The following is a 15,555-nucleotide window of genomic DNA, read 5'->3' as shown; positions in this document are numbered from 1 at the left end:
GAGCGCCTGAACGCCGCGCCGCCACACCACGCCGGTGCGGCGGCGCGGCCCGCGCCTCACGTGGGGACGTCGCTCGACTCCGCCAGATCCCGGAGCGCCCTCTCGCTCCGGCGCAGCGCCTCCTCGGTCCGCTGGACCTTCAGCGCCTCCTGCTCCAGCTCGCCGCGGAGCACGGTGTTCTGCAGCGACAGCGCGGCCAGGAACTCGAGGAGCGGCAGCCGGCGCAGGATGAACGCGCCGTGGACCAGCCGGTTCTCCAGGTAGAGGAGGCCGCCCACCTCGCCGGGGTTCTTCATGAGCGGCATGCACAGCACCGACTTCGGCCGCTCGCGCACGAGGTACTCGTCCCCGGCGAAGGCGCCGCTCGCCCCGACGTCGCTGAGCACCACCCGCTCCCGCGTCCGCTCGACATAGTTGACGATCGACGCCGGGACGCGGGTCGCGAGCGGCGCCGTGCTCCGCTCGTACACGCGGATGCTGATGCCGTCGCGGTCCACCACGGCCTCGGCGGCGAGCCGCAGGCCGTCCCCGGTGAGCAGGAGACAGCACCGCTCCGCCCCCTCGTGCTCGACGACGAGCCGCATGAGCGACTCCATCATCTCCTTCGGCGTCATGTCGCTCGAGAGCGACCGCGAGACCTTCACCGCGGTCTGCGCGTCGATGGCCTCCGCCGCCATCGTCATGACGCCGCTGCTCGTCGCGCGGCGCTGCTCCTGGTTCAGGACGAGCGCATGCCGCTGCTCGAGCTGCCTCACCTTCTCGCTCGCGCCCCAGCGCGAGTACGACGCCACCGCCTCCCGCAGGTAGAGCCCCGGCAGGCCGCTGTAGCCGCGATCCAGGTAGAACCGGGCGGCGAGCTCGCTCGCGAGCGCCTCCTGGTGGATGAACCGGGACTCGCGGAAGGCCACGATCGCCTTATCGTAGAGCGCCGCGGCCTCGTCGTGCCTGCCGTCGACGCGCGCGCGCTCCGCCGCTACGAGCGCGTGTTTGCCGGCGAAGTTGTCGGGGCAACTCTCGGCCCAGACGCGCAGCTGCTCCTCGTGGCCGGCGAGCGACCGCCGGAGCCCGGCCTGCTCCTCGGCCGGGGCCCCGGAGAAGCGGGCCGCCCGGGCGAGGGCGCCGAAGTAGTGGTACTCGGCCGAGAACAACATCCCGTTGCCCCCCGAGATGTTGCGCTCCGCCTTCTCCGCGGCCAGGGCCGCCTCGTCGGGGTTGGAGGCCAGGAGGTGCTGCGCGGTCTTCATCACGTAATGGACGAGCCGCACGCTCGGGAAGCTCTCCTTCTCGAGGCGGTCCTCGAACGCCTGCTCGTCGAAGTCGTCCGCGCTCATCGTGCCGAGGTGGCGCGTGGCGCCCCTCATCGCCTGGACCAGGCGCAGCATGCTCGTCACGGCGTCCGCGGCGAACGTGATCTTCGCCTTCGTCGCGTAGTCGAGCGCGCTCACCGCGCCCTTGTACGCCTCCTCGATCGGGTCGCCCCGCACGATCACGTTCAGGGTGAGCTGGATGTTGCTGAAGCTCCCCCACGTCAGGTTCCCGACCTCGTTCGCGGCCTGGATGCTCACGCGCTGGCAGGCGATCCCGGTGTCGATGTGGCGCGTCCAGACCGAGATCAGACAGCCATAGAGGTTGGCCACCTCGGGCTTGTAGACGAGCGCGTTCATCTTCTCGGTCAGCTCGTAGCCCACCCTGCCGATCCGGTCGCCGTCCTGGTACGCGCCGAGCTTCTGGCAGAGCGCCTTGCCGAGGCACGTGTACCCGATGCCGGTCGGCTCCGCGTTGCCGTGGAGCAGGCTGAGCCGGACCATCTGGCAGACCAGGAGGTCGTTGAGGTTCGGATCGGTGTAGAAGGTCGAGGCGTACATCACGGCCATCACGCCCATCGCCGCGAGCATCGGCGGCGCCGTCATCCTTGGCTGGCCGAGGATCTCGTCGGCCGTGCGATCGCGGAGCGCGTCGCGCAGCGCCGTGATCTCCGCGACAACCTCCTCGTCGGCCGGCTGCCTCCCGAGCTTGATGCCGAGCAGCGCGAGGCACTCCAGCCCGACGCCGATGCACGCGTCGTGCTCGGACCGGGCCATGTGGTTCTGCATCAGGACGCGGTAGGCCGCCGCCTTGTCGAGCTGCGTGCGCGCGCGCTCGAGGAGCACCGAGCAGAGGTCGATGGACCGATCGAACTCCCCGTTCACGCACGCGCTCTCGGCGAGATCGAGGTGCAGCGCGAAGGCGAGCAGATCGTCGGCTCCCGCCCAGTCGTCCTCCCCGATCAGCGCGCAGCCCGCGGCGAAGTAGGCCACCGCGGAGCCGTAGGCCCCGGAGGCCCTCGCCTTCCTGCCGGCGCGGAGGTTCAGCTCGGCCGTCCTGCGCCGCTCGCCCGGATCGGTGATGAAGGAGGCGCCGATGTTCAGCTGGTTCGTGATCTCGAACAGCCGGTCCTCCAGCGCCTCCTCCGGCGTCTGGACGAGCAGCAGGCGCCCGATGCGCAGATGCGTCGAGGCGTGGTTGCCCTCGCGGATGAGCAGGTACGCGGCCTGCTGCACGCGGTCGTGGAGGAACTTGTACGTGCTGCCTCGGCGCGCCACGAGCCCCTCGCGGATGGCCGGGGAGATGGCGGCGTGCGTCGTCTCGGTCGACTCGCCGTACATGGCCGAGAGGACCTCGGCGTCGAAGCGGGCGCCGAGGCACGCGGCGAGGGAGAGGACCCGCTGCGTCTCGCCGTCCAGCCGCCTGAGGCGGCCCAGCACCAGGTCGACGACGTTGTCGGTCAGGTTCTGCGCGGCGATGGCCTCGATGTTCCAGCACCAGACGGCGCTCATGGGATCGACCCAGACCAGCTTCTGGCGATAGAGCTCCGTCAGGAACTGGCCCACGAAGAACGGGTTGCCGCCAGTCCTCTGGACGAGGAGCCTGGTGAGCTGAGCCCCCAGCTCGTCCTCGCAGCGGAAGGTGTCCATGACGAGCTCGAGGACGTTCTCGTGCGGGAGCGGGTCGAGGCTGAGCGTCGAGACGCGCGCGCCCGTGGCGTGGATCTGCCGGAGCACCTCCATGAGCGGGTGCGACGGGGTCACCTCGTTGTCGCGGTACGCCCCGATCACGAGCAGGTGCCGCTTCTCGGGCGCCGCGACGACGTCGCGGATGAGCCTCAGGCTGGCGGGATCTGCCCACTGCAGGTCGTCCACGAACAGCACGAGCGGGTGCCGCTTGCGCGCGACCACGCCGAGGAACGCATGGAACACGCGGACGAAGCGGCTGCGCGCCTCGTTCGGCGTGAGCGGCGGCACCGGCGGCTGCTCGCCGAGGATCAGCGAGAGCTGCGGGATGATGTCGATGATGACCCGCCCCTCCTCGCCGAACGCGTCGCTCAACCGGTGCTTCCACCCCGCGAGCGACTGCGGGCTCTCCGTCAGGATCTGCCGGACGAGCTCCCCGAACGCCTGGGCGATCGTGCGGTAGGGGATGTCGCGCTGGAGCTGATCGAACTTCCCGGAGATGAACGCCCCGCGCTCGCGGACGATGGGCGCCTGCACCTCCTTCACGAGCGAGGTCTTCCCGACGCCCGAGTACCCGGCGACGAGCACGAGCTCGGCCGTGCCCGTGGCGACCACACGCTCGAACGCCTCGAGCAGGATCGCGCGCTCGCGCCTCCTGCCGTAGATCTTCGTCGGGAGCTGCAGCCGGTCCGGGATGTCGGCCGTCCCGAGCGGGAACGAGTCGATCATCCCGAGCTCCTCCAGCTCGGTCTGGCACATGAGGAGATCCGACCAGAGCCCGCGGGCGGTCTGATAACGCTCCTCCGGAGACTTCGCGAGGAGCTTCATCACGATCTCGGAGACGATCCGGGGCACGTCATGCACCAGCTCCGCGAGCGGCACAGGGGCCCTCGCGATGTGGGCGTGCGCCCACGCGGGCGCGTCCTCGGCGTCGAGCGGCAGCTTGCCGGAGAGCAGCTCGTACAGCGTGACGCCGAGCGAGTAGAAATCGGCGCGCTCGTCGATCGGCCAGTCGACGCGGCCCGTCCGCTCCGGCGCGATGTAGGGCAGCGACTCCGGGTTGATCTTCGTCTCGTCGGAGAGGCCGAGATCGCCGCGCACCACGGCCAGCCCACCGTCGAGCGACACCTCCCCGCTCTCCGGGTGCACGGAGAGGTTCGCGGGGCGGATGTCCAGGTGAAGGGTGCCTGACTTATGAAGTTTCGACAGCGCAGATGCGATCTGCACCGCGTGCGTGAGGAACCGGCGAAGATCCATGAGAGCCCTGGTGATCGTCGATAGGACGATCCTGAGTGTACGGTACTCGAAGCAGGATCCCTGTCAACGTTTCCTCCGGCCTCGCCGGCGAGGCGCCGGCCGCCGGAGCGCTTCGACCCGCTCGGCGCGGACGTCGATCACGACGCGTCAGGGATCCTCGTCGTGTGGTGCACGAGGGCTTTCCATTCACCGCCCTTGAGCTCCCAGACCGCGGTGAAGGCGATGGTGTTATCGAGCTTGACACCGCCCTTGAGCTCGGCGCGCGAGCGGTAGACGCCGCTCACGATAGCGACGTCCCCGCCGACGATACGCACGTCGCACTGCCGGAGCTCCTGCGTGTACGTCAACATGCTGTCGACGAGCTTCAGGTACTCGTCCTTGCCGCGCTGCACTCCGTTGTAATCGACGTACCGCCAGCCTTCGGCCAGGTGGCGATCGAGGAAGCCGTAGTCCTTGACGGCCCCCACCGCCTTCGTCCACGCCTTGAGGAGCGCGACGTGCTCCTCTCTCGCCTGCTCCGCGGTGATCTTCGACATTCTCCACCTCCGCCGCGCGCCCTGGCCGCACTCGAGCCCGCGCGACCGCGCGGGGGCGTCGCCGTCGCCGTCGCCGCTCCACACCCATGGTAAAGAGCCCGCCGGCCGGGCGTCAACATCAGCCCTGATGTCCCGCCGCCTCGAGGGCCGCGCGCAGATGATCGGCCATGACTTGCACGTTCGGCGGCAAATTCATGGTGATGTGATTGCCAGGGACCTCGTGGACAGTGAGCTGGCCCTGGATCAAATCGAGCCATCCCCGCGCCGGGTTGTTCACGGTCATGGCGTCGCGCTCGCTCGCCTCGAAGAAGAGCACGTCACCCGGGTAGGGGCGGGGGACATAGCGCAGCATCGCCTGCAGGTTGGCGGTGACGATCTTGCGGAACGTGGCGAGCTCCTGGAGCGCCAGCTTCGGGAACATCCGGGAGACACCCTTCTTGCGCTGGAGCACGTGGAGCAGCTGCTCGTCCGGGGAGAGGTGCCGGATCTCCTCCGCGGGGACGGGGAGACTCGCATCGCCGCTGATCAGGTAGGCGAGGCGCTCGGGGGTGTCGAGATCCTCGGGGAACACCGCCGAGGGCGCGGGCGTGTCGATCATCATGAGAAGCGCGACGCGCTCGCCCCCGGAGATGAGCTGGTGCGCCATCTCGAAGGCGACGACCCCGCCGAAGGACGACCCGCCGAGCACGTAGGGGCCCTCCGGCTGGATGTGCCGCCGTACCGCCTCGAGGTAGCGCGCGGCCATCTCCTCGACGCGGGTCAAGGGCGGCGCCTTGCCTTCGATGCCCTGCGCCTGCAGCCCGTACACGGGCTGCGCCGGGTCCAGGCAGGTGGCGAGATCGTGGTAGAAGTAAACGTGCCCTCCGACCGGGTGCATCAGGAAGAGCGGCCGCTCGGTGCCGGGCTTGATCCGCACGAGCGACGCGGGCAAGAGGCGCGCGGGAGAGCGCCTCGACAGCGAGGTGGATGAGGGCGAGTCGGACTGCGCGATGAGCTCGGCCAGGGCCGCCACGGTCGGCGCGTTGAGCAGGCTGTGGCCGGGGAGATCCATGTTCACGACGCTGCGCAGCCGGGAGATGAGCTGGACGGCGAGCAGCGAGTCGCCGCCGAGCGCGAAGAAGTCGTCGTGGACGCCGATCCGCTCGATGCCGAACAGCTTCTCCCACGTCTCGGCGACGGCGCGCTCCAGCGGATCGCGCGGCGCCACGTAGGCCGTGCCGAGGTCGGGCCGCGGGTGGACCGATCTCGGGATGCCCTCGGACTCGACGTCCCGCGAGGGCGGCGCGATCGAGCTGGCCGAGGGGCGCTGCTTAGCCTGCGCTTCCCGCTTCAGGACCAGGACGTGGGGCGTGGGGCTCGTGAGGACGCGCATCCAGGCGTCGAGCGCCTCGTCGCGCGAGATCCCCTCCTCCGCGGCGGCCGCGCCGCCCTCGCTCGAGTCGGCCGCGGGCTCGGGATCCTTGCCGCGCGAGGCGTCCTGCCGCTGCCACGGGTCCCACTCGATCGCGATCGTGAGCGGGCCGTCACCGGCGGCCCGCCGCTGCGCGAAGGCGCCGAGGAAGGCGGTCGCGGCGCACTGGCCCGCGAGGCCCGCCCCGCGGGCGCCCGCGGTCCGCGCGGCGCACAGCGCGACGAAATCGGGCCGGAGGCCCCGGAGCGACTCGTCGAGGACGAGCGCGCCGTCGAGCTTCGGGGCGAGGAGCGCCTCGCCCTCCTCGCGCGTCATGCGCTGGAGGGGCACGGCGCGGCGGGCGCCCGCCGCGTGGATCACGCCGTCGATCCGCCCGAAGCGCTGGAGCCCCTCGGCCACCGCGCGCTGCATGTCGTCGAGCCGCGTGACGTCGGCCGTCACGAGCAGCACCTCGGCGCCCAGCCGCTCCATCTCGAGCACCGCGCCGATCTTGCGGCGTAGCGCGTCGAAGGCGCCCGCGCCGGCGAGGCCGTCCCAGGCCTCCCGGGGCGGGAGCGCCGTCCGGCCCGCGAGCACGAGCTTCGCGCGCGCGACCTTCGCGAGGTGCTCCGCGAGGGCGGAGCCGACGGCCCCGAGCCCGCCGGCGATCAGGTAGACGCCGCCCTCCCGGAGGCGCGGCGGCAGGCCCTCGGCGCGGTCCATGCGCGCGGGCTCGAAGATCCGGACCCAGCGCTCCCCGTTCCGGTAGGCGATGACGGGCTCGGTCTGCTCCAGCGTGACCTCGGCGAGGAGCTGGTCGATGAGCCTCGCCTCCTGCAGCGTCCGCGGCTCCGGCAGGTCGATGTCGACGCTGATGCACGAGACGTTCGGGTACGCCCTGGGGATGGCCTCGCACGGGCCGAGCAGCGTGGCCTTCTCGGGGCAGAGCACGGCCGCGTCGGTCACCTTCTGCATGTGGCTCGTCACGACGCCGAGCCGCACCTCGTCGCGAATCCCCGCGTCGCCGATCCCCTGGGCCAGCGCGACGAGGCTGGCGAACCCGAGCCGCTGGGCCTCCGCGAGGCGGCCGGCGTCGAGCGGCGCGCGCGCGGGCTTGGTCACGCCCCACAGGAACATGATGCGCGAGGGGGACACGCCCGCCGCGCGCAGCGCGCCGAAGAGGGACGCGTGGTCCGCGCGGCTCGCGGGGGCGACGGTGAACTCGCCCTCGCCCGTCTCGGCGAAGCCCTCGCCCGGCCGCACGGTGATGACCTTGTAGCCGTCCCGGCGGAGCCGCATCTCCATCCGGGCGCCCAGCCCGTAGCTGTCGGCGAAGACGACGCAGCACTGCGCCCTGGCCGGCCGGGCCGACGCCTTCATCGACCCCGACAGCACCGAGCGCTTCCAGGCCAGGAGGTGGATCAGGCCGGCCGGCTCCGGCGCGCTGCGCGCCGGCCGGCGCGCGGCGCTCGAGGGCGGGTCGATCCAGTACCGCTTCCGCTCGAACGGGTAGGTCGGCAGGGGCACGCGCCGGCGGGGCTCGTGGGTGTAGAAGCCCGACCAGTCGACGCGGACGCCGGAGAGCCAGAGCTGGCCCAGCGTCTCCAGCAGGAACCCGATGTCGGACTGGCGGTGGTGGACGTGCCGGATCGACGAGAGCATCACCCGGCGGGCGCCCCGCGCGGGGTGCTGCTTGGCCAGGGTCGCGAGCACCCGGCCCGGGCCGACCTCGAGCAGGGCGCGCGTCGGATCGGCGAGCACCTCGCCGAGCCCCGCCATGAAGCGCACCGGCTCGCGCACGTGCCTCGCCCAGTACCCGGGGTCCTGCGCGTCGGCCGCGGACAGCCAGGTGCCGGTGACGTTCGACGCGATCGGGATCTTCGGGGCGCTCGGGCGCGCGCGGGCCACGATCGCGGTGAACGACGCGAGCATCGGCTCCATCATCCGGGAGTGGAACGCGTGCGACGTCTGGAGGCGCGTGCACTCCAGCTCGCGCTCGGCGAAGAGCCGGTCGGAGAGCGCCTCGACGGCGTCCTCGGGCCCGGCCACGACGCAGGCGGCCGGCCCGTTGACGGCCGCGAGCGAGAGCGCGCCGCCCCCCTCGTCGAGCAGCGGCTGCACCTCGGCCTCGGGCAGCGGGACCGCGAGCATCGCGCCCGGCGGCATCTCCTGCATCAGCTTGCCCCGCCGGGCGACGATCTTCAGCGCGTCCTCCAGCGAGAAGACGCCCGCGAGGCAGGCCGCGACGTACTCGCCGAGGCTGTGGCCGATCATCGCCGCGGGCCGGATGCCCCACTCCATCCAGAGCGTGGCGAGCGCGTACTCGATCACGAAGAGCGCGGGCTGGGCGAAGCGCGTCTGCTTGAGCAGCTCCGCGGCCGCCGCCTCCCGCCCCGGGGGCGGGTAGATCACCTCGCGGAGATCGAACCCGAGCTCGGGCTGGAGCATGGCCGCGCAGAGATCGACGCCGGCGCAGAACGTGGGCTCCCGCTCGTACAGCTCCCGCGCCATGCCGGCGTACTGCGTGCCCTGCCCCGGGAACATGAGGACGACCGGGCGATCGATGGCCTCCTCGACGTGCGCGAGGACCCGCCGCTCCCCGAGCGTCGACAGCAGGCTCACCGCCTCGTCTGCGTCGTTGCAGACGAGCATGCGCCGGTGCGGGAACGTCTTGCGGCCGACCTGGAGCGTGAACGCGACGTCCGGCAGGCTGACGTCCGGGTGCGCCTTGAGGTACCCGACGAGGTTCTCGGTGATCGTGTCGAGCGCGGTCCTCGTGCGGGCGGAGAGCAGGAGGAGCTGCCAGGACCGCCCGCCGGGCGCCGCCGCCGCGTGGGGCGCCTCCTCGAGGATGGCGTGGGCGTTGGTGCCGCCGATGCCGAACGAGCTCACGCCGGCGCGGCGGGGCCCGTCGCCGGGCTCCCAGTCCGCGAGCGCCGCGTTGACGTAGAACGGGCTGTTCGCGAAGTCGATCTCCGGGTTCGGCGTCTTGAAGTGCAGGCTGGCCGGGATCTGCCGGTGGCGGAGCGCCTGCACGACCTTGATCACGCCGGTGATGCCGGCGGCGACGTCGAGGTGCCCGACGTTCGGCTTGACCGAGCCGAGCGCGCACCAGCCCTTGCGCTGGCCGCGGGACCGGGCGCGGAACGCCCGGGTGAGCGCCGCGACCTCGATGGGATCCCCGAGGCGCGTGCCGGTGCCGTGGGCCTCCACGTAGCTGATCGTCTCGGGATCGGTGTTCGCCATCGCCAGGGCCTGCGCGATGACCTGCGCCTGCCCCTCCACGCCCGGCGCGGTGAACCCGATCTTGCCCGAGCCGTCGTTGTTGACGGCCGAGCCCCGGATCACCGCCTCGATGTGATCGCCGCTGTCGAGGGCGTCCTCGAGCCGGCGCAGCACGATGACGCCCGCGCCGTTGCCGACCACCGTCCCCTGCGCCTCGGCGTCGAACGCGCGGCAGCGCCCGTCGGGCGAGAGGATCATGCCGTGCCGGTACAGGTAACCCGACCGCGTGGGGACGTTGATGGCCACGCCGCCGGCCAGCGCCATGTCGCACTGGTAGGTGAGCAGCGCCTGGCAGGCCATGTGGACGGCCACGAGCGAGGTGGAACAGGCGGTCTGGACCGCGACGCTCGGCCCGCGGAGGTTCAGCTTGTACGAGGTCCGCGTGGGCAGGAAGTCCTTGTCGTTGGCGACGTAGACTTGATAGTCCATCGCCTTCCTGAGCTCGTGGTTCGGGTAAAGGTTGCTCAGGAAATACGTGTCGTGGCCGCTCGCGCCCGCGTAGACGCCGATGGTCCCCTTGAACGCCTCGGGGTTGTACCCGGCGTGCTCGAGCGCCTCCCACGCGCACTCCAGGAAGATGCGGTGCTGCGGATCCAGGATCTCGGCCTCTCGCGGGGTCATCCCGAAGAAGGCCGCGTCGAACCACTCCACCTCGTCGAGCACGGCCCGCGCGCGGACGTAGCTCGGGTCCGAGGCCACCTCCGGGGGCACGCCCGCCGCGGCGAGATCCTGATCCGAGAGCGCCGCGATCGACTCGACCCCATCGCGCAGGTTCTGCCAGAAGGCGTCGACGCTCCTCGCGCCCGGGAAGCGGCCGGCCATCCCGATGATCGCGATTTGGTCCTCCGGGACGGGTTGATCAAGCGGATCCATTCTGTCTGCTCTTGGCTGCCTGCTTCTTTCGTTTCAGGATCTCTCGCTGCTTCAGCGCCCGGGCGTCGGCCTCCGAGAGGTCGCTCCCGCCGCCGCTGCCGCTCGCGAGGAACGCGGCGAGATCGGTGACCGTCGGGCGCGCGAACAGATCGACGATGGAGAGATCGCTGCCGAACGACTCCCGGACGCGCTCGTGGAGGCGCATCAGGAGCAGCGAGTGGCCGCCCAGATCGAAGAAGTTGTCCTGCACGCTCACGCGCTCGATGCCGAGGACGTCCTGCCATATCGCGGTGAGCCGCTCCTCGAGCGAGCTCCGCGGCGCCACCATGGGCGCGCTCTCGGGGCGGAGCTCGACGGGGGCCGGCAGGGCGCGGCGGTCCACCTTGCCGTTGCCCGTGAGGGGCAGCGCGTCGAGCAGCACGATGGCCGAGGGGTGCATGTAGTCGGGCAGCCGCCGCTGCGCGTGATCGCGGATCGCACGCTCGAGCCCGCCGGTCGGATCCGCCATGAACGGGCGCGCGCGGGCCCCGGCTTGCGCGGGCGGCGCTGCGGCCCTGCCGCCGTGCGGGACGACGTACGCCACGAGGCGCCGGTCGCCCGAGCGCGCCGGCTGCGCCACCACGACCACCTCGCGCACGGCCGGGTGCTCGCCGAGGACCACCTCGATCTCGCCGAGCTCGATCCGGTAACCGCGGACCTTGACCTGCTGATCCATGCGGCCGAGGAACTCGAGCTGCCCGTCCGGCATCAGGCGGACGCGATCGCCGGTCCGGTACAGCCGCCCTCCCGGCTCGCCGCCGATGGGATCGTGGATGAACCGCTCCGCGGTGAGCTCCGGCAGATCGAGGTAGCCGCGCGCGAGGCCCTCTCCGCCGATGCAGAGCTCCCCGGGGACGCCGGCCGGGACCTCGTTGAGATCCCGGTCGAGCACGTGCACCCTCGTGCCGGGGATCGGGCTTCCGATGGGCACCGTGTGGCCGACCGGGCGCTCCACCGCGGCGCAGCAGGCGAACGTCGCGGCCTCCGTGGGCCCGTAGCCGTTGATCATCCGGCACCCCGGGAGCTCGGCGAGGACCCGGTTGACGTGCTGCGGGGACAGGACGTCCCCCCCGGCCACGATCTGGCGCAGGCCGCGCAGCGCCGTGATCCGCTCGTCCACGAGGAGGTGGAAGACGCCGGCGGTGAGCCACACCGTGGTCACCCCGTGCTGCCGGATCACGCGATCCAGGTCGTCGAGCGACGCGGGCGCGGGGGGCATGACGACCAGCCGGCCGCCGTTGAGGAGCGCGCCCCAGATCTCGAACTGCGACGTGTCGAAGGAGATCGACGCGAGCTGCAGGAAGACCTCGTCCGGCGCGAAGCGCGCGTACGTCGTGCCCTTGACGAGCCGGGCCACGCCCCGGTGCGGCACGGCCACGCCCTTGGGCCGGCCGGTGGAGCCCGACGTGTACATGACATAGGCGAGTTGGTCCGGCGTCGCCAGCTCCGTCGGGTTGTCGTCGCGCGCCCGGCCGATCTCCTCGGGATCCGCGTCCAGGCAGAGGACGCGCGCGCGGCACCCCGGCAGCACCGCGCCGACGCGCACCTGGGTGAGCATCACGCGGACCCGGGCCTGCTCCAGCATGAACGCGAGGCGCTCGGTGGGGTAGGTCGGATCCAGGGGCACGAAGGCGAGGCCCGCCTTCAGCACGCCGAGGAGCGCGACGATCATCTCGATCGACCGGTACATGCACACGGCCACGCGGTCTTCGGGCGCGAGGGCGCCCTCGTCGGTGCGCGCGAGGGCCCCCTCGTCGGGGCCGGGCGCGGCCCCGGGCCCCGGCGCCCCCGGCGCGCGGAGGCCGAGCAGGGTGTGCGCGAGCTGGTTGGCCCGCCGGTTCAGCTCCCGGTAGGTGAGCGACGTGACGTTGCCCGCGCCGTCGTCGAAGACGACCGCGACGGCCTCGGGAGAGCGCTCGACCTGGGCCTCGAAGAGGCGGTGAATGCACGCGTCCGACCCGGGGCCGGCCGGGGCGGTGCCCCACGCGCGGAGCGCGCTCCGCTCCTCGGGCGTGAGCAGCGGCAGCGCCGAGAGGCGCAGATCGACGTCGCGCGACGCGCCCTCGAGCAGGGCCTCGTAGTGGCCCGCCATCCGCTCGATGGTGCGGGCGTCGAACAGCGCGGTGCTGTACTCGATGCGCCCGATGATGCCGTCCTCGCGCTCGTCGAGCTCCAGCATCAGGTCGAACTTGGACGCGCCCGTGTCCACGTCGAGCTGGCTCAGGGTCCAGCCCGGATCGAGCGCCGGCACGGGCGGCTCCAGCACGAAGGCGACCTGGAACAGCGGGTTCTGGCCGGGGACCCGCTTCGGCTGGAGCGCCTGCACGACGCTGGCGAACGGCACGTCCTGGTGCGAGAGCGCGGCCTGGCTCACCGCCCGCACGCGCCCGAGCAGCTGCCGGAACGTCGGGTCGCCGCGCAGGTCGGTGCGCAGCACGAGCGTGTTCAGGAAGAAGCCGAGGAGGTCCTCGGTCTCCGGCGGGTGGCGGCACGACGCGGACGTGCCCACGACGACCTCGTCCTGCCGCGCGTACCGGTAGAGCATCGCCTTGAAGGCCGAGAGCAGGACCACGAAGAGCGTGACGCCCTGCTCCCTGGCCAGCGCCTTCAGCCGGAGCGTGAGCTCCCGCGACAGGGCGACGCAGTGGCGGGCCCCCGCGAGGCTCGGGGCGGCCGGGCGCGGCCTGTCGGTCGGCAGCTCCAGGGTGGGCAGGTCGGCGAGCTGTCGCCTCCAGTAATCGAGCTGCGGCTGGAGGGCGCCGCTCAGCTGCTGCTCCCGCTGCCAGACCGCGTAATCGGCGTAGTGGATCGCGCGCTCGGGCAGCGGCGACGGCCTGCCCGCGGCGAACGCCTGGTAGAGCGCGTGGAGCTCCCTCGGGAGCGCGTCGAAGATGGAGACTCCATCCATCAGGATGTGGTGCACCACCACGAACAGCACGTGGTCGGCCTCGTCGAGCCGGACCAGCGTGGCCCGGAGCAGCGGGCCGCGGGCGAGATCGAACGGGCGCCGGGCCTCGTCTGTGGCGAGCGCGACGGCGCGCCCCCACCGCGCCTCGGCCGGCAGCGCGGTCAGCTCGACGACCGGCAGATCGAGCGGCGCCGGGGGCAGGATCTGCTGCACGGGCTCGCCGCCGACGACCGCGACGACGCTCCTCAGGATCTCGTGGCGCCTGAGGAACTCGTCGAGGGCGCGCCCCAGGACCGGGACGTCGAGGGGCCCGCGGAGGCGCAGGGAGAACGGCTCGTTGTAGAACAGCGCGCCCGGGTGGAGCGAGGCGTGGAGCCAGATCTGCCGCTGCCCGTGCGAGAGGGGGATGGGCCGGTCGCGCGGCGCAGGCCGGATGGCCGCGGCGGCCGGGCGCTGCTTCGGCCGGGGGAGCGACTCCACGAGCTCGGCCAGCGCGGCGACCGTGGGGGCGTCGCACAGGCTCTGCAGGGAGAGCTCGACGCCGAGCGCGCGGCGCAGCCGCGACAGCACCCGCGCGGCGAGCAGCGAGTGCGCCCCGAGGTCGAAGACGTCGTCGTGGACGCCGAGGTGCTCGATCCCGAGCGCCTCGGCCCACGCCGCGGCGATCGCCGCCTCGATCTGGTTGCGCGGCGCGAGGGGCTCGCCGTCGCCGCGATCGGGCCGGGCGGCGTCCGGCGGCGGCAGGGCCGCGCGGTCCACCTTCCCGCTGGGGCCGAGCGGCAGCGCGTCGAGCAGCACGAACGTCGACGGGATCATGACCTCGGGGAGGCTCTCGCGGAGGAAGCTGCGCAGCGCGGGCACGACGGCCCGGGGGGCGGCCGGGGGCGCGTCCGGCGCGTCCGGGCGCGCGACGACGTAGGCGACGAGGCGGCCCTCGCTGGCGACGGCCACCGCCGCGCGGACGGCGGGGTGGCGCCCAAGCGCGGCCTCGACCTCGCCGAGCTCGACGCGGTGGCCGCGGATCTTCACCTGCTGGTCGACGCGCCCGAGGAAGGCGAGATCGCCGCCGGGCAGGCGGCGCACCACGTCCCCCGTGCGGTAGAGCCGGGCCTCCGGGGTGGAGCTGAACGGATCGGGGACGAACCGCGCCGCCGTGAGCTCGGGCCGTCCCAGGTAGCTCCGGGCCAGCCCGGGTCCACCGAGGTAGAGCTCGCCGGCCTCGCCGTCCGGGACCGGGCGCATGGCATGGTCGAGCACGTAGCAGCGCGCGTTCCTGATCGGCCGGCCGATGGAGAGGGGCTCGCCGGGGTCCCGAACCGGGTCGAGCCCGTCGGCCATCGTGGCGCACACGGTGAACTCGGTGGGACCGTAGGCGTTGATGAACCTGCGCCCCTGCGCCCAGCGCGCGGCGAGGTCGGCCGGGCAGGTCTCGCCGGCGACGATGAGGGTCCGGAGCGCGGGCAGCGAGCGCTCCGCGCCCTCGGGGAAGGCGGCGAGCGCGGAGGGGGGGAAGGTCGCGATCGACACCTCCTCCGCGCGCATCCGATCGAGCAGCGCGGGCCCGGGGATCATCTCGGCCTGCGCCCCCATCACCAGGGTGCCTCCCCGGGCGAGCGTCATCGCGATCTCCCAGACCGACGCATCGAAGCTGAGGGACGCGAACTGGAGCACGCGGCAGCCCGGCGCCACGTCGAATCGCTCGGCCAGCGCGCGGGTGAGGTTGGTGAGGCCGCGGTGCGTCAGCAGCGTGCCCTTGGGCCTGCCGGTCGAGCCCGACGTGTAGATGACGTAGGCGAGGTCGTCGGGGCCCGTGGTGTCCGGCGGGTCCTCGCCGCTGAAGCCCGCGGTCAGATCGCGATCGCCGTCCAGGAGGACCACGCGCGCCCCGTGGCGCGGCAGCGACGGGAGCAGCCGCGCCTGGGTGAGCAGGACGGGCGCCCCGGCGTCCTCGAGCATGAAGGCGACCCGCTCCCGCGGGTACGCGGGGTCGACAGGGACATAGGCGCCGCCGGCCTTGAGCGCCGCGAGCAGCCCGATGAGCGCCTCCAGGGAGCGCTCGGCGCAGAGCGCGACGAGGACGTCGCGGCCGACGCCCAGGCTCCTCAGGTGGTGCGCGAGCTGGTTCGCGCGGCGATTCAGCTCCTGATAGGTGAGCCGGTCAGGGCCGAAGGATGCGGCCACGACGCCGGGCGTGCGCCCGGCCTGGAGCTCGAACGAGCGGTGAATGCTGGCGTCCTCGGAGCTGAAGTCGTGATAGGTCATGTCGTGTGTGGTGGT

4 protein-coding genes are annotated in these 15,555 nt (G+C 72.5%); all 4 read right to left on the bottom strand.

What is annotated here, in order from left to right; translation table 11 throughout:
* Positions 1-56 precede the first annotated feature (56 nt).
* Entirely contained in the window at positions 57-4,247 is a 4,191-nt protein-coding gene (locus WME73_RS22920; protein ID WP_437917054.1) for an ATP-binding protein, read from the bottom strand.
* A 137-nt stretch (positions 4,248-4,384) separates the two neighbouring features.
* Positions 4,385-4,783 carry a YybH family protein gene (locus WME73_RS22915; RefSeq protein WP_148313982.1) on the bottom strand — a complete coding sequence of 133 codons (399 nt, stop codon included), beginning with the start codon at positions 4,781-4,783 and terminating at the stop codon, positions 4,385-4,387.
* Positions 4,784-4,901: 118 nt separating this feature from the next.
* Entirely contained in the window at positions 4,902-10,331 is a 5,430-nt protein-coding gene (locus WME73_RS22910; RefSeq protein WP_437917053.1) for a type I polyketide synthase, read from the bottom strand.
* Positions 10,318-15,540: an amino acid adenylation domain-containing protein gene (locus tag WME73_RS22905; protein WP_437917052.1), complete on the bottom strand. Its 5,223-nt coding sequence runs from the start codon at positions 15,538-15,540 to the stop codon at positions 10,318-10,320. The genes WME73_RS22910 and WME73_RS22905 overlap by 14 nt, the downstream gene beginning before the upstream one ends.
* Between the last annotated feature and the right edge of the window lie 15 nt (positions 15,541-15,555).

The organism is Sorangium sp. So ce302 (assembly GCF_051530145.1).
GTDB lineage: Bacteria > Myxococcota_A > Polyangia > Polyangiales > Polyangiaceae > Sorangium > Sorangium cellulosum_B.
The sequence above is the reverse complement of the archived record's forward strand: the minus strand, read 5'-3'. Positions and strand labels throughout refer to the sequence as shown.

Excerpts from the sequence above, each read along its gene's own strand:
- WME73_RS22915 (WP_148313982.1), bottom strand. The coding sequence starts at position 4,783 with ATGTCGAAGATCACCGCGGAGCAGGCGAGAGAGGAGCACGTCGCGCTC.
- WME73_RS22905 (WP_437917052.1), bottom strand. The coding sequence starts at position 15,540 with ATGACCTATCACGACTTCAGCTCCGAGGACGCCAGCATTCACCGCTCG.
- WME73_RS22920 (WP_437917054.1), bottom strand. The coding sequence starts at position 4,247 with ATGGATCTTCGCCGGTTCCTCACGCACGCGGTGCAGATCGCATCTGCG.
- WME73_RS22910 (WP_437917053.1), bottom strand. The coding sequence starts at position 10,331 with ATGGATCCGCTTGATCAACCCGTCCCGGAGGACCAAATCGCGATCATC.